Raw genomic sequence first — 17039 nt, forward strand, 5'->3', positions numbered from 1 at the left:
TACAAAAAAGCCCCTGCTACGGCAGGGGCTTTTTTGTGTCCGCTTATCAGTGATGACAAATTATAATAAGGCGATTTGTACTACTGCTTTAATGGGCTTTCTTACTGGTATTTTGTAACGTATGCCTTGCTCACGGAACAAGCATCTTTTCGAAGCATGTAGGGGAGGTCCACCGCAAACTATCGGAGCGTCATGCTGAGATGGTCACAGACGCAGGAGCGTGAGTCGAAAAGTCGCGTTGGATTCGCATCTTGATTGGGTGAATAGCCGCTAACGACAAGCCGGTGAAGTGTTCGGAGATGGATGCCTGTATTCGACCTATCGAAGTTTATTACAGCTTTTCCTCGAGCCACAAGTACCCCGCTGCCAGCAGGAATATCCCAAAGAACCACGCGGCTGGCCAGGGTACTTGCACGATTCCAGCAGTTGGTGGGGGGCCTGCGTGCGTTGCGGCAGTGCGTTGGGCTATAGCCTGCTGGCGCTGCTGCAATTCGGGCCCTTGCCAGGCAGAATCCGGGAATACGTAAAAGTTGTGCGCCGTGCGCCCGGGGCCACGCACTTGGTGCCAACCGGCAGTAGCCGGCCAGAAAAACCCGGTGCTCCATTCCGGTAAGCGCGTGTCCTGGCGCAAAGCCAGGCGCACCGTAGCGCCGCCGGATGCCAAGCTCACGGTGGGTTGCACCTCGGGCAAGGCGGCGGATAAATGCAGCGTGAGGGGGCGCAAGGGGCGGGGCCATGGCGTGCCCGCATGCCAGGTAGCGGCTGCCTGGGCTGGTGGGGTTGCCGCGGTCAACAGCCGGTTCCAAAACGAAGCATAGATGGATTGTTGACCTTGCAGGGCCCAGCGGAAGGTTTCGGGCACCAGCGATACTACCACGAAACCAAGGCCCGCGCGCCGGCTGGCGGCTACCAGCGCCTGACCCGGCCCCGTAACCAATGAATGCAAAGTGGCAGCGGGGCGCAATTGCGCGGGAATGGCTGTGCGCGCTGCCGCTGGCGCGTCGGGCCAGGTCAATACTTGCGGCACGGCTTGCGCCGCCGCTCGGGGCAGAATGGCAAAATCCGTCCGCGTAGGAACCGCACGGGGCAACGGCGCGGCATCGGCCAGCACCACCAAACCAAGCCAGCCCGCGCCAATAGCAGCTTGCAGGGCCTGGGCTTCGGCACCCGAGAGACCGGCCAGCGTGGGTCCGTCGGCAACTACCAGGGCGTGGCTACGCAACAGGTCGGGCGTGAGCCGATTGAGAACCCGGGCAGGCTGGTTTACAAAGTCGGTTTGCACCATGCCCCGGCTGACGGTGGTGCGAAGCGCTACCGGGTAATGCGCTTCACCCAGGTAATTTTTCAGGAATTTAAACTCGAAAGAAGGTGTAGCAGTCAGCAGCAAAATCGCGGGCAAGGTAGTGGTGGTAATTTCCACCGGCACGGGCTCGGTGGCCAGCAACTGGCCGTCGCGGCGGAGCTCCAGCGCGTAGAGGGCCCGCCCCGCCGCCTTGGGTAGGTAGCGGAGCTGAAATGCTCCGTTGCCCGCTGCCAGCCGCACCGAATCCCGGACGGTGCCGGCTGCCCGCAGGCATACCCAAGCGGGCGAGCTGCTTTTGGTCCAAGCCACGGTTCCTTCCACCCGCACGGCTTCGCCCAATGCCAATTTTTGATTCCACAAAGCCGTTTGAAAACCAGTAAATGTGGCCGCCGGATGCAGCTGGACGGCGAGGTTGCCCAGGGCCGATAAATCGGCCACTGCTAAACCGCGACCGACAACGTGCAGCCGTTGGAGCGCCGGCCGTTGCTCAGCCAGGGTGAGCAGGCTCGCGAGCGGACGGGCCCGAACAGGAGCTGCGCCCGAGCCATAATACCACAGCGGAGTGCCCGCGCCAAGCCGACGCACGAGTTGCCGCAGGGTGTCGGGGTGGTAGCCTTCGGTGAGCAGAATAGCTTGGGCGCGCGCCGCCGGTAGCTGGCGCATGGGTGGATAGGCCATCAGCCACAGCGACGTGGCCGCTAGGGCGCCAGCTACTACCCGGGCCCAACGGTGCCGTTGCCGTGGCCGCCGCCACGCCAGCACCATTAGCCCAATGCCCAGCGCCACGCAGCAAGCCAATAGGATGTAGTAAATGGTGGAATGCGAAGGTGTAACAAGCAAAATACTAGCGGTTTAACTCCTGGAAATAACGCCGGGCCAGACGGTTGGGCGCCGGCGGGGCCAGTGGCGCTGCCGCCGCCGGCGCCAGCAGGTCGGTGAGGCCCCGCTCCACGGGAGCGCGGCACGCGGTGCAAGCCGGGCGTCCCGCCCGCACGTCGGCCACCAACTCCCGCAGCGCACGCAGCGCAGGCAGGTAGATGCCCGGCCGCTGCAACGCTGCGCCGGCCAACGCCGAGCCCGCTTGCTCCAGCACGCGCGCATCGGCGGGGTTGGTTTTGGTGGAGGGAGAAGTTGTTGCCAGCCAGCGCAACGCTGCCCGCACCGCGGGCTGGGAAGTGGGAGTTGGCAAATTCTGTTGGCGTTGGGGCACGGCTGCGCCAGCCAGGTCGCCGGTTAGGCGCAACGTGGCTTCGGGCAGGGGCTGGAGTACGAAGCCGGCTTTTTTGACGTAGGCACGGGTTTGCTGCTGCACTTGCTTTAGCAGCCGCAGGGCTTTGTATTCGTAGGGCAGGGCGGCCGCGAGTTGGCCGGTGCGCAGGCGCAGCTCGGCGGCCCACATTTGGTCGAGCACGATGCGCAGCTTGGCCTTCACTGCCGGCTCCAAGAAGTCGGCCGTTTCGGAGTCGTCGTGCTTGTGAATGTAGGGGTCCATCAGCTCGTCGGTGGCGGCGGTCGGTGATGCTTTGGCCGATGTTGACGGCGAAGTGGCGTGGTCGTGGTGCTCCTCGGCAGCGCCCTCGGCCGGGTGCTCGGTGTGGTCGGCTCCTTCTTCGTCTTCATCCTCGGCAATGGGCGAATGTGGAGCGCTGGGCCCCATGCTTCCGCCCACTTCTTCGCCCATAAACTTGCCGTAGCGCAGGCGCAGCGTCTGCTGGTCGAAGCCGAGGTTGTTGGCGCGGGTGGCCACGGTTGCGGCGTCGAGCTTGGGCTTTTCGGCAATCAGCTTTTCGGTGTCGATGATGATTTGCCGCTGGCTACGGAAGTACGCAGGCGCCACTTTTATGCCCATGCCCATATCGGTTGGGCTGTCGGCCACGGCGGTATCCTGCCATTGCACCAGGTACGAATCGGTGCGCGAGGAATGGCCGGCGTTGTCGCGGGCCGCGATGTAGAAATACAGCTCGTCGCCGTAGGTGAGGCCGAGTTTGGGGAGGTTGAGCTGGCTGCTCAGGCTGGTTTGGGCCGGCTGCCCGCCGAGCGCCGCACTCAAATCGCGGCGCACTTCCCGGAATTTCACGGCCTCGCCTTCGCCCTGCGCTACGGTAATCACCAGCTCGGCGCGGCTCAAGCCGTAGTCGTCGCGCACGGTGGCGCGCACCGGCAAATCGGGGCGCACACCAAATTCCACCAGGGTGTAAGGTTTTGGCGTTTGAATACGAACCACTGGCGCCTGGTCGGCTCGTACGTCAATGGCGTAATCATCGGAAACCGTGCCTGCAAAGCGCAGGCGGTACAGGGCAGAAGTGGCCAGCGTCTGTTCTGCAAAAAACAGGTTTGCTTGGCCTGCTACCGGCCGCATGCGTAGCCGCTGCCGGCCCAGTTCTACCTCCGGCGCCGTTCGGCTGCTGCCGCTCACGCGCACTTGCCACCGCACCCGCGACCCTTGCGGGCACTGAAACGAAGCCTGCGCGGGCGCAAAAGCCGGCAGCCGCGTGTAAGCCGGCGGCGTTACCAACAACTGCGTGCTGGCGATGCTAGCTGGCTTCTGGCCAGCCACCGCGGGCAGCTTGGTAGAAAAACGCACCGCCACATTTCTGGCCTTATTTTCCTGAATAGCAGTAGCCGGCAGCCACCATGCTGTGGCCGCACCGGCCAATAGCCCGGCGGCGAGCAGGAGGGAGCGCCGAAAAGCTACGTGTAGCAACAGCACCCCGGCTGCCTGAAGCTGGTGCAGGCGCTGGGCCACCCGGCTCTGCTGAAGCTGTTCCAGCAGGTTCAATCGTTCAGTTGATTTTAGCAGCAGTCCGGTGCTGTCTTCCAATTCCGGAAATTGCCGGTCAAGCAAGGGGGCGGTGGTAGCCGGGCTTATTTGGCGTAGCGGCCAGAGCCGCCAGGCGGTGAAAAGCAGGCCGAAAAAGGCCACCCCTCCCCATACCCAACGCGCCGCGGGCCAATGTTGGCTCAACACCAGCAGCAACAGTGCCCCAGCCGTAGCGGGTAGCAGAACAGCAGCGGCCCGCCGCCAGCCCAAGCTGCGCCCAACTGCCCGCAGCAACTGCCGGGCTGGCGCTAAATCTGCGATTGGGGAAGGGGCAACCGGCGGACTCATGAGGCAGTTACGGATAAGGCCTGAGCTGCCCGGCGATGAGCCAGCAGGCGTTCGATGGCAAAAAGCAGCAGCGCAGCTAGCACCAGCCAGGGCCGCAAATCGGTTTGGCGAGAGCCAGAGGTAGTTGGAGCAACCGCATTGGCCGTCGGGACCGGGCCGACTAGTTTCAGCTGTGCGGGGTCGAGGGCACGTTGGTCATGGGAGGCCAGCGCCTCGTCGAGCGTCAGGCGGGCCGGCGCGTTTTCATCGGTGATTTCGGGCTGTAACAAGGCCAATAGCCGCGCCGGCAACGAAGGATTGTCGGCTAAGTCGCTCCACGCAGGGTTGAGGTGAGTGGCGAGGTAGTAGTGTGCGCCTCGGCCTTGTGCCAGCCGCGAAAGCACGGCTCTTCCCAGTCCATCAGTCCACAGCGAGAAACTTGAATCAGTACTCACATTGGGAGCAGCACTTCGCCGAAAAACGGTTGCGGGCACTTCATCCGCGCTTACGACAGCCAACCGCGCCGGGGCGGCAACGCCGGGCCCGGAAGCTTCCTGCCAGACTTGGGTGCCTTGGCTCACTGCGGTATTCCATGCGGCGGGCAGGGGAGCGTCCGACAGCCAAAAGAGCCAATCCGGCGGAGTAACTGCGCCCGGCGCGCTTGTGGTTGTAGTCAAAACCAGCGGGGCAAGCAAGCCTGCCGCCGCGGCCCGCAAGCCGGCTTGCAGGTAGCGGGCATCCGCCGCGTAAGCTGGGGTTGCGTAAATGGTTATTCTAATTGGCTGGCTGCGAATTGCAACGGTCCGGACCTTGTTGGTCGCTGAATCAGCGGTGGGCGTGAGGGGCCGAAGCTGGTCGCCCGCCGTGCTGGTGACCAACTCAAATGGTGGCAATCCGGCAAGCCGGACCACGCCTCCCGGCCGGGGCCGGGCCACGGATGTTGTGCGAAAAGCCGTTTGGGATTCGCTGCTTTGCCCCACAAGCAGGCGCAGGCTATCGCCCCGCTGCGCGGCTGCCTGTAGCCAGGTGTCAGATGCCCCGGTAGGCAGCACTTGCCACGTCACGGTAGCGGGAAGGCGCGGTTGAATGCCTCGAAAACCGCGCAGGGCTGCCGGGGTAAGCACATAGAGCGGCTGGCTGGGAAACGACTGGCTGGCTTGCTGCACCCGGGCCCATAGGTGGGCAGCACCGGTCTTGTTCACGGCCGCCAACACCTGCGCACTATCCTGTTGACCCAGCGAATCAGCCCGCAAGGCCGCCCGCGACATTTTGGGAAAGTCCGGGGCCAGCCACCGCAGCGCGTAGCCGCGCCGACGCAGCGAATCGATGGTGGGCCGCGATGCTGCCAAGGCAGACGTTCCAATTAGTTCGGGGCTCACCAGCACCTGGCCCCGGCCGGCGGGCTGCACCTGCCGCCACACGGGACCTGCCAGCACAACGGCCAGCACGGCCAGCAGCGAGGCCCTCAGTAACAAGAGCCAGAGCTGCTCGGGTTTCAAGTTGCGCAGGCGACGGTTGGCCCCGGCGGCTAGCCAGCGCAGGCTGCCCACGGCTATTTCTCGGCCCGGCCGGCGGTTCCATAAATGAATGGCAACTGGCACCAACAACCCCAGCAGGGCCAACAGGGCAGACGGGGTAAGAAGCGTGAACAAAAGGCAGGTCAGTAGGGAATCAGAACAGAGACGCGGAAATGTTCCGACAATTGCAAACACCGTAAAAACTACGGGTGCAATTCAGCCATCCTTCCATTGCCGTCGTCTAAGGCCCCTTGCTTTAACGCGCTTTTGACAGCAGGGCTACTTCAAAAGTAGCTGCAAGCGAGCAAACTGGTCCGATTGGGACAGCTTACAAGCCGTCTAATATGCCTTTCAGGTCGCGAACTTTCTCAAGGGTGCGAAACTCGGCCTGCAACGAGCGGACCCGCGCTCGGTCCTCGAGCGGCAGTTGGCTGCCTACTTGGTCGTAGCGGGCGTTTAGGCGGTCCAGTACGGTGTTGGCTTCGGCCCAGTTGGTGGCAGTCCAGCGCTTGTGCTGCACCCGTGTCGATTCCACGAGGCGGGCGTACAGGTCGGGCAGTGCGCTGGCCATGGCCCGGTTGATGGGCGCGGTGCTGCTAAGTAAGCGGCGCTGTACTTCGCTCACGGCACTGTCGCGGGCTTCTCCCACTAGGACTTCCTCCACCACGGGATGGCCATTTTCGGCAGCCCAGGCCTTGAAGCGGGCTTTCTGGCCCAGGTATTCGCGACGTGACTGCGCTGACAGGCTGTCGGCCGCACCGTCCAGGCGCTTGGTCATGCGGGCGTATTCGGCTTCGATGCCGCCCCAGTCGAGGCGCACGTTGGCCATGGGCAACTCAAGCTTCTCATCAACCCAATTGCTGAAAGCGCGGAGTTCCTTATCAAGGCTGGTCATGGAAGTCTTGCTAGCGGTTGAGGGTTTGGTGGTGCCGGTGGACTTGGTTGTAGTCGAGGTTTTGGTGGAGGAACTGGCTGCTGGCGTCGGTTTCTTGGCCGGCGTTTGCTGGGCTGCCGCCGAGCCAGTGGCCAGCGCAAGCATCAGGGCAACCAGGGAAATGGGAAGGAGAATACGTTTCATAAGTTTGGGAAAGAAGAGCTATACGCACGCCGGGGTGCCGGCCGCTAACTCTGCAGGGCAATTTCCGGCCCAAAATCCGGCTGCCGCCTGAGATGCCGCTCCTAGAGGCCGGTTAAGCCAGGTGTTTTTTACTATTCCCGATGCCTTAACTAGAAGCATTCCGCCGCCGCAGAAACTCCCGCATGGCCTGGTCCAGCGGTTCGGCAGTGCTGAGCTGGTGGTAGTCAAGCCCCTTCCGACGGGCCGCCTGCGCCGTCACCTGCAGCCACGCTTGCAGCTGTTGCTGATATACCGGCCGCTGTTGGTCGGCATCCAGCTGAAGCGTGCGCCCAGTTTCTAAGTCTCTAAAAGTAACCGCGCCTTTGTAATTGAATTTCAATTCGTTATCGGCGAGCAAATGCAAGAGTAATACGTCACCGCTCACAGCGCGCAGCCGCGTCAGCAAAGCATTGATTTCGGAATCGTCTTCGTATAAATCACTCACGCAGACCGTGAGGGCCCGCTGCCGGCGGGCGGTGAGCGGGGCCAACGTGGCCGCGTCCGGGAAGTGCCCGGCCGCTTCCGCCGTTTCGAGCGCATGGTAAATCCGGGGTAGCTGGCGGGTGTCGGCGCGGGCGGGTAGGTGGCGCAAGCCGCCGGGGCTCAGAATCGTGAGGCCCACGGCATCGCCCTGCTGGTGGGCGAGGTAGGCAAGGGCAGCCAGCAGCAGGCGCGCATAGTCGAGCTTGGTCAGGCCGTTGTCGTCGCGGTGGTTCATGCTGGCGCTGGCATCGAGCAGCAGGTGCACCGTCAGGCTGGTGTCCACTTCCGATTCGCGCAGGTAGTAGCGGTCTGAGCGGGCGGCCAGTCGCCAGTCGAGGCGGCGCAGGTCGTCGCCGGGCTGGTAGGGGCGGTACTGGCTGAATTCCATGCCCGCCCCGTGGCGGCGGCTGGCGTGCGCACCGTTCAGGAAGCCCTCCGCCGCTTGCCGGGCGGCGAGGGACAGGTTGCGCAGGCCGTGCAGGATTTCAGGAGAAAGCATGGAAGTAGCGCGGACTTGTAGTCCGCAAACTGAACGATTGAATAGGGGGCAGCACGTAGGCAGACTACAAGTCCGCGCTATACCACCACGGCTTTCAGCAGCGCCACCACGGCGTCGTCCGCCGTCAGGTTCTCGGCTTCGGCGTTGAAGTTCAGCAGCACCCGATGCCGTAGTACCGGCGGCGCCAGGGTGTGCAAGTCTTCCAGCGTAGCGGCAAAGCGGCCGTGCAGCAGGGCCCGCGCTTTGGCACAGAGAATAAGCGCCTGCCCGGCCCGTGGCCCGGCCCCCCAACGTCCGTAGTCCTGAATAAATTTAACTTCGGAAGTTGCCGGGCGCGTGGCGCGCACTAGGCGGTTTACAAAATCCATGAGTTCGGGGCTCAGGCTTACCTGCCGAACCAGCTGCTGCAACTGGCGAATATCGGCACCGCCCAACACCGGCTGCACTTGCTGCCCGGCCGCGCCGGTGGTGCCGCGCAACACGGCCAGTTCCTCCGCCGCACTGGGGTAGCCGATGCGCACGTATAGCAGAAAACGGTCGAGCTGAGCTTCCGGCAGGGGGTAGGTGCCCGACTGCTCGATGGGGTTTTGGGTGGCCAGTAGGAAGAAAGGTTTCGGCAGGGCGTGCTCGGTGCCGGCATAGGTCACGTGGCCTTCCTGCATGGCCTCGAGCAGGGCGGCTTGGGTCTTGGGCGGCGTCCGGTTGATTTCGTCGGCCAGCACGAGACTGGCGAAGATGGGCCCCTGGTTGAACTTGAACGACCTGTGCCCGGTGCCGTGGTCTTCCTCCAAAACCTCCGTGCCGAGGATGTCGGTCGGCATCAAATCCGGCGTGAACTGAATACGCCGAAAGGGCAGGTCGGTAGCGGCCGCCAGCGTGCGGACGAGCAGCGTTTTGGCCAAGCCCGGCACGCCTTCGAGCAGGGCGTGGCCGCCGGCCAGCAGCGCCACCAATACTTCGTCCAGCACGGTTTCCTGGCCCACAATGACCTTGGCGATTTCGGCTTTGAGCACTGGCAGCTTGGCCAGCAGGGTATTTACTTCTTGTTCGGTCATTGGGGTATTGAACGGTCATGCTGAGCTTGCCCAAGCAACTTTACCGTGTAAGTAGATGATTATATATGCAGTAGAGATGCTTGGGCAAGCTCAGCATGACCGTTGTTAATGAGCTTTTTAGGTAAGGGCATACAGCAAAATATTCACCCCGAACTTGGTGTTGTCTTCGGCTAGAAAGCGTTTGTTGCGGAAGTCATAATCCCACTCGCAACCGTAGTCTTTGTTGGAATAGAGCACGCCGATGCGGCCCTTTATTTCCACGGCTTTCAGGTAGTCGTGCACCAGGTCGTCGCCCCAGCCGTTGAGCTCAAACCCGGTGTTGGGCGGGCCATCTTTGAACTTGAAAAACTGCGAGTAAATCGGGTGCGTTTTCAGGATTTTCTTCAGGGCGCCCGCGCCGAAACACTGGCGCATCTGCTCCTCAAAGGAGCGGGCAAACAGGCCGTCGATGTCGTGGTTGCAATCGTCGACAAACACGAAGCCGCCGTTGCGTACATAGAGGGTGAAGTTCTTTTTTTCGGCGGCCGAAAACTGCACCAGCCGGTGCCCCGACAAGTAACAAAACGGGTAGTTGAAGATTTCCGGGCTATCCAGGGCCACCACTTTTTCCTTGGGGTCTACGGGCACGGTGGTGTACTGCACCAGCGAGTGCAGCAGGTTGGCGGGCATCCGTTCGTCCACCGCGTCCCAGTCGCCGGATTGGTATTTCAGGCGAACAAATGTGAAAGGGGTAGCGGGCACGGGTAGCGAATGAGGAAAGGCGGAAAATTAGGGTTGGGTAAGCAGCTCGCTAAGGAGGTATTCGGATTCAAAATAAACGGGTTGCTTTTTCGTTGGGCTCTGGCAAAGTAAAGGCCCTTTTCCGGGGTTGGGTGATAAGTCGCAACTTTGCGTTGGCGGGCGGCCGTACTCAGTATTGCGGCAGGGTTAAGTGGCTTATTTAGCCCCGGCCAGGATGCGCGCACCATTCAAAATTATAGTTTATCCCATGAAAAAAGCCCTGTTTATCGTCTTGCTAAGCATGTTTTATATCCCCTTCGCGCAGGCACAACTGGGGGTGAAGGGCGGACTGAACGTGGCTGAGCTCACCGGCCGCGAAGGCGAAAGTTCTTCCTACAAAGCATTTTACCACGTGGGGGTTTTCTACCAGGCCAATATTGCGGGGCCGCTGGCCATTCAGCCCGAAGTGCAGTACTCGGTAGCGGGCGGCAATCTGAAATCGGCCTTCACCGACTACGACAGCAAACTGCAGTACCTCACCGTGCCCGTTCTGGCCAAGCTCACCGTGGGGCCTGTGTTTGTGGAAGCCGGGCCGCAGTTTGGCATCCTGCTCAGCGCCGACCAGTCGGGCATGATGCAGGTAGGCCTGGCCCCCGACGGCACGCCGACCTACGGCAACGAATCCCGCCTGGCGACGGGCAGCTTCAAGCGCAACGATTTCAGTGTGGTTGGCGGCGTCGGGCTCAAGCTCGCTTCCGGCTTCTCGCTGGGCGGCCGCCTCGTGGCCGGGCTCAACGATGTCAACGATGCCAAAAACCTGTCCGGCATCAACGACCCGCGCCTGCAGAACCGGGTGTTTCAGTTCTATGCGGCCTTCCAATTTGGGGGTAAATGAGGTCATCAATAGCGTGCTGCGCTTAAAAAGCAACGGGTTGCAGCCGAACGACTCGTTCCGACCGCCGAAGTTGCTTCCCAAGCACAGCACGACCGTTGAAATCTTTATATCGCGTCGGAAAGGCTGGTGAAGGTGAAGTCGCGGATTTTGAGCGGCGGCACCAGGCAGCCGGCCAGGCGCTGCGGCTTGCCAATGGCCTCGATGTTATTCAGCATGATGATGGGGCTTTCGTTGAAGCGCAGGTTCTTGATGGGGAACTTGATTTTTCCATTCTCAATATAGAACGTTCCGTCGCGCGTCAGGCCAGTATAGAGCAGCGTCTGCGGGTCTACCTCGCGGATGTACCACAGGCGCGTCACCAAAATGCCTTTGGCCGTGCCCTTAATTAGGTCGGCCGTGCTCTGCGTGCCCCCGGCCATGATGAAGCCGTTGGGGTAGGCCGTAGCCGGTACATTGTTCTTCTGCGCCCAAAAACGGGTGTAAAAAAGGTCTTTGACGACGCCTTTGTCAATCCAGGTCTGGCGTTTGGTGGGCAAGCCGTCATCATCGAAGGCATTGCCGGGCACCTCGGCGTTCATGGGGTCCGAGTAGATGGTGATGCGTTCGTCAAACAGCTTTTCGCCCTTGCGGTTGCCGCCGCCTTTTTTGCTCAGGAAGCTGCGGCCTTCGTCGGCCTCGCGGGCGCCCATGCTGTACACAAGCCCGCCGAGTAGCGACAGGTCGTCGCCGGCCATCAGGGCGGCGGGTTCCAGAATCACGGTGTATTTACCGGGCTCGATGGCTTTGGCATTCACCGAGCTCAGCGCTTTGTTGGCGGCGCGTTCGGTGATGTTCTTGGCGTTGAGTTTGGCCGGGTCGGTTACGTCGGCAATGGCATAGCCGGAGCCCTTGCCATCGGCCGTGCGCACCGTCACCGAGAAGTCGGTATTGGTCGATTGCTGGTAGGCTTCTTGCCCCTTCGAATTGCGCTGGGCCACAAACCGGGTGCCGCCATCCAGAAATCCGGCGGCGCTGAGGTTTTTGGCAGCACAAAGCGTCATGCTTTCGGCCGCAGCTTGGGCACGGGTGGCCGCCGTGAGCAGTGTAGTAGCCGACGAGGGCGGGCTCAAATACGTTTGCGGGCCGATAAAGGGCACGTATTCCGGGCTTTCGGGCGCGAGCTTGGCAATTTCCTCAGCGCGCTGCACACAGCGGCGCAAAGTGGCCTCGTCGAACTCGTTGCAGGTGGCAACGCCGCTGCGCTTGCCGAAGCGCGCCTCGACGGCCAGGGAAACAGAGTCCTGAGCGCCGGCCGTGCTCACGCTGTTGCGGGCGTAGCGGATGTTGCCAGCGGTGCGGCCTCGCAGCGAGGCCGCGCATTCGTCGGCGGTGCTATAGCTGAGGACTTTTTTAAGTAACGTATGGGCGTCGTCTTTGGAGAGAATAGCCATGATGATTTTGCAGGATTTGGAAGGTGAAAAAACGCTCCTTCTCTGAAGAAGAGGAGTGTGGTCGGCCTGACGCTTAAACTTTGCGCGCCGTGTTGATGACGTTCACGCCATTAAAGCGCGTGGTGGCCGAGCCGTGGCTCACCGAGGATACCTGTGCCGGCTGGCCTTTGCCATCGAAGAACGTGCCGAACAAGCGGTAGTCGGACTGGTCGCACGAGCCCGCGCAGGCTCCCCAAAATTCCTGGGTATTCGATTGGTAAGCCACGTCTTCCAACGGCTCCGTGATTTTGCCTTTTTCGATGGCAAAGAACAACTGCCCGCCAAACTGGAAGTTGAAACGCTGCTGGTCAATGGAAAACGAGCCCGCGCCGGCAATGTAAATGCCCTTGTCGACGCCCTTAATCATGTCGTCGACGCTCATTTTGGCTTTGCCGGGGCGCAGGCTGATGTTGGGCATGCGCTGGAACTGCACGTCTTCCCACGACTGCGCATAGGCGCAGCCATCCGATTCCTTCTGCCCCACGATGTGCGCTTGGTCCCTGATTTTCTGGTAGTTCACCAGCTTTCCCTCCTTGATGATGTCCCACTCGCGGGTTTTCACGCCCTCGTCGTCGTAGCCCACGTTCCCCACCGAGCCGGGCTGGAGCTTGTCGGCCACAATGTTGACTTCTTTCGAACCATAGGGCAGGTTCTTCGCCTTCCACTCCAGCGTCGCAAAGCTGGTGCCGGCGTAGTTGGCTTCGTAGCCCAGCACGCGGTCCAGTTCGGTGGGGTGGCCCACCGATTCGTGGATGGTGAGGCCGAGGTGTGCAGGGTCGAGCACCAGGTCGTACTTGCCGGGCGTGACAGATTTCATCGTCAGCTTAGCCTTGGCCTGCTTGCCGGCTAGCGCCGCATCGGCCAGCATGTCGTAGCGCAGCTTATAGCCGACGGTATCGGTGCCCAGCGGGCCGCGCACCTGCTCCGCCGCGTTGGGCGTGAGGTACTCGAAGCCCAGGCCGACCGGCGCGCTCAGCGATTCCCGCGAGCGGAATTTGCCCGACTTCGTGTCCACTGCTGTGGCATTGAACGTCGGCCACAGCCGGTGTACATCCTGGTCGATATAGGACCCGTCGGTGCTGGCGAAGTACTTCTGCTCATTCACCTGGAACAGCCCCGAATTGATGTAATTGGCTCCCGCATCGAGCGCAGCGGCGTTGGCCGCCAGCAGCAGGTCCACTTTCTGTTTGATGGGCACCTCAAAAGCGCTTTGCTGAATGGGTGTTTTCCAGCTCACTTCGCCGTAGCCCTGCTGGGCCGCCAGCTGCACGGGCACCTTCATCACCAATCGGTTGGCCTTGGCGATATCGACCGCCGCACTGGCCGTGGCGGCCAGGCTGGCCTCGGTCACTACGCTGGTGGAGGCAAAGCCCCAGCAGCCATCTACCAGCACCCGAATGCCCACGCCGTAGCTCTCGGTGCTCACAATGTTCTGCACCTGCTTCTCGCGGGTAAACACGTACTGGTTGAGAGAGCGGCCAATGCGGACGTCGGCGTAGGTGGCGCCGGCCGTTTTGGCGGCATTCATGGCCGCGTCGGCCAGGCGTTTTTTCACGATGACGTCGGCGCCGGGTTCCAGCAGGCGAGCCGGGTCAACGGGCGTGTGGCCGAAGCCTGGCAGGCTCGGGAGAAAGAGTGCACCAGCTCCCAGGCCGGTGAGTCCTACAAAGTCGCGTCTTTTCATACAGGTGCAGAATAAAAGGGGTGAAGGGGAATTGAAACCGAAAAGCCGAAAGGCCGTCATGCCGAGCGCAGCCGAAGCATCTCGCATGCAATAGTAACCCAATTCTAAATGAGATTACTGGTGGCGAGCGAGATGCTCCGCTTGCGCTCCGCATGACGGCCTTTGGGCAGCATTAGGGAAAAGCTACACCGCGTCCGAGAGACTGGTGAAGGTGAAGTCCCGGATTTTGAGCGGCGGAATCAAGTTGCCGCCCAAGCGCACGGGCTTGCCAATGGCTTCCAGGTTGTTGAGCATGATGATGGGGCTCTCGTTGAAGCGGAAGTTCTTCACCGGAAACTTAATCTGCCCGTTCTCAATGTAATAGGTTCCGTCGCGGGTGAGGCCGGTGTATAGCAAGGTCTGCGGGTCCACGGGGCGGATGTACCACAGGCGCGTCACCAAGATGCCTTTGGCGGTGCCCTTAATCAGGTCGGCCGTGCTTTGGGTGCCGCCTTCCATTATCCAGCCGCCGGGGCGGGGCAGGTCGGGAATGCCGGCTTTCTGGGCCCAGTAGCGCGACGAATAGAGGTTCTTGACCACGCCTTTCTCAATCCAGGTCACGCGCTTCTGCGGTCGGCCGTCGCCCGAAAACATGAGGTCGGGGATTTCGGCATTCATCGGGTCTGAATAAATTGTAACCCGCTCATCGAACAGCTTTTCGCCCTTGCGGTTGCCGCCGCCTTTTTTGCTCAGGAAGCTGCGGCCTTCGTCGGCATTGCGCGCATCGAAGCTGCCCATTAGGGCCGCCATCAGCGACGTGTCCACGTTTGAAACCAGCGCATTGGGCTCCAGAATCACCGTGTACTTGCCCGGCTCAATAGCGCGGGCCTTCATCGACGACGTTGCCTTCTCGGCGGCCACGCGGGTGAGGCGGCCCGCGTCGAACTTGCTGGCGTCGGTGTAGTCGGCGGCCGCGTAGCCGGAGCCCGTGCCGTCGGGCGTGCGCACCGTCACGCTGAACTCCACGTTGGTATACTGCTGATAAGCTTCCAGTCCTTTGGAATTGCGCTTGGCCACAAAGCCCGCCGAGTCTTCCAGGAAGCCGGCTGAGCTTACCTTGCGCTGGTCGCAGAGGGCCGTACTGGCCCCAATCTGGCGGGCCCGGTAGTCGGGGTCGATGGCGGCTGTAGCAGCGGCGAAGGCCTTGGTGCTGTCCTGGTATTGCTGCGGGCCGAGCAGGGGCATGTACTCCGGGCTTTCGGGTGCGAGCTTGGCAATTTCCTCGGCCCGCTGCACGCAGCGGCGCAAAGTAGCCTCATCGAACTCGTTGCAGGTAGCCACGCCGCTGCGCTTGCCAAAGCGGCTTTCCACCGCCAGCGACACGTTATCCACGGCGCCGGCCGTGCTGATGGTGTTGCGCGCCGAGCGGACGTTGCCGCCGATTTGGCCGTTGAGGGAAACCTCGCACTCGTCGGCCGTGCTGAAGCTCAGGACCTTTTTGAGGATGGTCTGGGCATCGTCTTTAGAAAGAATGGGCATGATTCAGAAGGGCGAAGGAATTAATTAACCGATTTTGCGGGCCGTGTTGATGACGTTGACGCCGTTGAAGCGCGTGGTGGCCGAGCCGTGGCTCACGGCCGAGCTCTGCGAGGGCTGGCCCTTGCCGTCGTTGAAAGCGCCAAATAAGCGGTAGTCGCTCTGGTCGCAAACGGCCGCGCAGGAGTTCCAGAATTCCTGGGTGTTGGCCTGGTAGGCCACGTCTTCCAACATGCCGGTAATCTGGCCTTTCTCAATGGCGTAGAACACCTGCCCGCCAAACTGAAAATTAAAGCGCTGCTGGTCGATGGAGAACGAGCCGTTGCCGGCGATGTAGATGCCCTTATCCACGTTCTTCACCAGTTCGTCCACGCTCAGCTTGGTTTTGCCGGGCTGCAGGCTTACGTTGGGCATGCGCTGGAACTGCACGTCCTGCCACGACTGCGCGTAGCAGCAGCCGTCCGATTCGTTCTGGCCCACCATGTGCGCCTGGTCGCGAATCTTCTCGTAGTCCACCAGTTTGCCTTCTTTGATGAGGTCCCACTGCTTGGTTTTCACGCCTTCGTCGTCAAAACCCACCGCACCCAGGGAGCCGGGCTGCAGCTTGTCGGCCACAATATTCACCAGCTTCGAGCCGTAAGGAATGTTCTTGGCTTTCCACTCCAGCGTGGCAAACGAGGTGCCCGCGTAGTTGGCCTCGTAGCCCAGCACGCGGTCTAGTTCCAGCGGGTGGCCCACCGATTCGTGGATGGTTAGACCCAGGTGATGGGGGTCCAGCACGAGGTCGTATTTGCCCGGCGTCACCGACTTGGCGGTCAGTTTCTGCTTCACTTGCTTGGTGGCCGAGGCCACGTCTTCCAGCATGTCGTAGCTGTTTTTGTAGCCCACCACGTCCGAGCCGGCCGGCCCGGCAATCTTATCCGCGGCCTTGGGCGAGAGGTACTCGTAGCCCAAGCCCATGGGCGAGCTGAGCGCCTGCCGCGTCCGGAATTTGCCCGAAGCCCGGTCAATGGCCGTCACGCCGAAGCTGGGGTAAATGCGGTGAATGTCCTGGTCGATGTAGGAGCCGTCGGTGCTGGCAAAGTATTTCTGCTCGTTCACCTGCTGGATGGTGGAGTTGATAAACGAGGCGCCCATCTCCAAGGCTTTAGCATTGACACTCAGCAACAAATCAACTTTGTCTTTAATCGGGACTTCAAAGGCGTTTTGTTGAATGGGCGTTTTCCAGGCCACCTCGCCGTGCCCCTTCACCGGAGCCAACTTCACCTGTTCCTTTTGCACCTTGGAGTTGGCTTTGGCAATTTGCACGGCCAGTTGGGCGGCTTTGGCAATGCCCGCTTCGGTCACGTTGTTGGTGGCGGCAAAGCCCCAAGTACCGTTCGCAATCACGCGCACCCCCACGCCATAGCTTTCCGTACTGGTGATGCCTTGCACCTGCTTCTCGCGGGTGAAGACGTTTTGGTTGAGGGAGCGGCCAATGCGCACGTCGGCATAGGTGGCACCCGCAGCTTTGGCGGCATTCAGGCCGGCATCGGCTAGCCGCTTTTTCATCGCTGCGTCAACACCGGGCTCCAGCAAACGAGCAGGGTCCACTAGGTTGCCGGCAAAGCTCGGGATGTTGGGAATGAACAGGGCGCCAGCCGCTAGGCCGGATAGTCCCACAAAGTCACGTCTTTTCATGAGGAGAAAAATGT

Annotated in this window: 12 protein-coding genes; 1 reads left to right on the forward strand and 11 read right to left on the reverse strand. The window is 61.5% G+C overall.

What is annotated here, in order from left to right:
- Nucleotides 1-331: 331 nt before the first annotated feature.
- The 7 genes from I2I05_RS07860 to I2I05_RS07890 form a co-directional block, all read right to left on the reverse strand.
- Nucleotides 332-2143, reverse strand: a complete 1812-nt coding sequence (locus tag I2I05_RS07860; RefSeq protein WP_196281685.1) for a hypothetical protein — start codon at nt 2141-2143, stop codon at nt 332-334.
- 4 nt (nt 2144-2147) lie between these two features.
- Nucleotides 2148-4412, reverse strand: coding sequence for a hypothetical protein (locus I2I05_RS07865; RefSeq protein ID WP_196281686.1), 2265 nt, complete (start codon nt 4410-4412; stop codon nt 2148-2150).
- On the reverse strand, nt 4409-6043 hold the full coding sequence (locus tag I2I05_RS07870; protein ID WP_196281687.1) for a BatA domain-containing protein: 1635 nt from the start codon (nt 6041-6043) through the stop codon (nt 4409-4411). Before I2I05_RS07870 ends, I2I05_RS07865 begins: the two co-directional genes overlap by 4 nt.
- A gap of 193 nt (nt 6044-6236) precedes the next feature.
- Complete coding sequence (locus I2I05_RS07875; RefSeq protein ID WP_196281688.1) at nt 6237-6986, reverse strand: hypothetical protein; 750 nt, start codon at nt 6984-6986, stop codon at nt 6237-6239.
- Nucleotides 6987-7131: 145 nt separating this feature from the next.
- The gene (locus tag I2I05_RS07880; protein ID WP_196281689.1) at nt 7132-8007 is read right to left on the reverse strand and encodes a DUF58 domain-containing protein; all 876 of its coding nucleotides are present in this window, start codon (nt 8005-8007) and stop codon (nt 7132-7134) included.
- 77 nt (nt 8008-8084) lie between these two features.
- Entirely contained in the window at nt 8085-9062 is a 978-nt protein-coding gene (locus I2I05_RS07885) for an AAA family ATPase (RefSeq protein ID WP_196281690.1), read from the reverse strand.
- A gap of 117 nt (nt 9063-9179) precedes the next feature.
- On the reverse strand, nt 9180-9803 hold the full coding sequence (locus tag I2I05_RS07890; RefSeq protein WP_196281691.1) for a DUF4159 domain-containing protein: 624 nt from the start codon (nt 9801-9803) through the stop codon (nt 9180-9182).
- A 247-nt stretch (nt 9804-10050) separates the two neighbouring features.
- On the opposite strand from I2I05_RS07890, the gene I2I05_RS07895 reads away from it, so the two are divergent.
- Nucleotides 10051-10677, forward strand: a complete 627-nt coding sequence (locus I2I05_RS07895) for a porin family protein (RefSeq protein WP_196281692.1) — start codon at nt 10051-10053, stop codon at nt 10675-10677.
- A gap of 104 nt (nt 10678-10781) precedes the next feature.
- On the opposite strand, the gene I2I05_RS07900 is transcribed toward I2I05_RS07895, so the two are convergent.
- The 4 genes from I2I05_RS07900 to I2I05_RS07915 form a co-directional block, all read right to left on the reverse strand.
- On the reverse strand, nt 10782-12107 hold the full coding sequence (locus I2I05_RS07900) for a TldD/PmbA family protein (protein ID WP_196281693.1): 1326 nt from the start codon (nt 12105-12107) through the stop codon (nt 10782-10784).
- Nucleotides 12108-12180: 73 nt separating this feature from the next.
- A complete protein-coding gene (locus I2I05_RS07905; protein WP_196281694.1) occupies nt 12181-13830 on the reverse strand; it encodes a TldD/PmbA family protein in 1650 nt (549 codons plus the stop codon).
- Nucleotides 13831-14013: 183 nt separating this feature from the next.
- A complete protein-coding gene (locus I2I05_RS07910) occupies nt 14014-15348 on the reverse strand; it encodes a TldD/PmbA family protein (RefSeq protein ID WP_196281695.1) in 1335 nt (444 codons plus the stop codon).
- Between the two features lie 24 nt (nt 15349-15372).
- Complete coding sequence (locus I2I05_RS07915) at nt 15373-17025, reverse strand: TldD/PmbA family protein (protein WP_196281696.1); 1653 nt, start codon at nt 17023-17025, stop codon at nt 15373-15375.
- Between the last annotated feature and the right edge of the window lie 14 nt (nt 17026-17039).

It is taken from the genome of Hymenobacter jeongseonensis, assembly GCF_015694725.1.
Taxonomy (GTDB): Bacteria; Bacteroidota; Bacteroidia; order Cytophagales; family Hymenobacteraceae; genus Hymenobacter; species Hymenobacter jeongseonensis.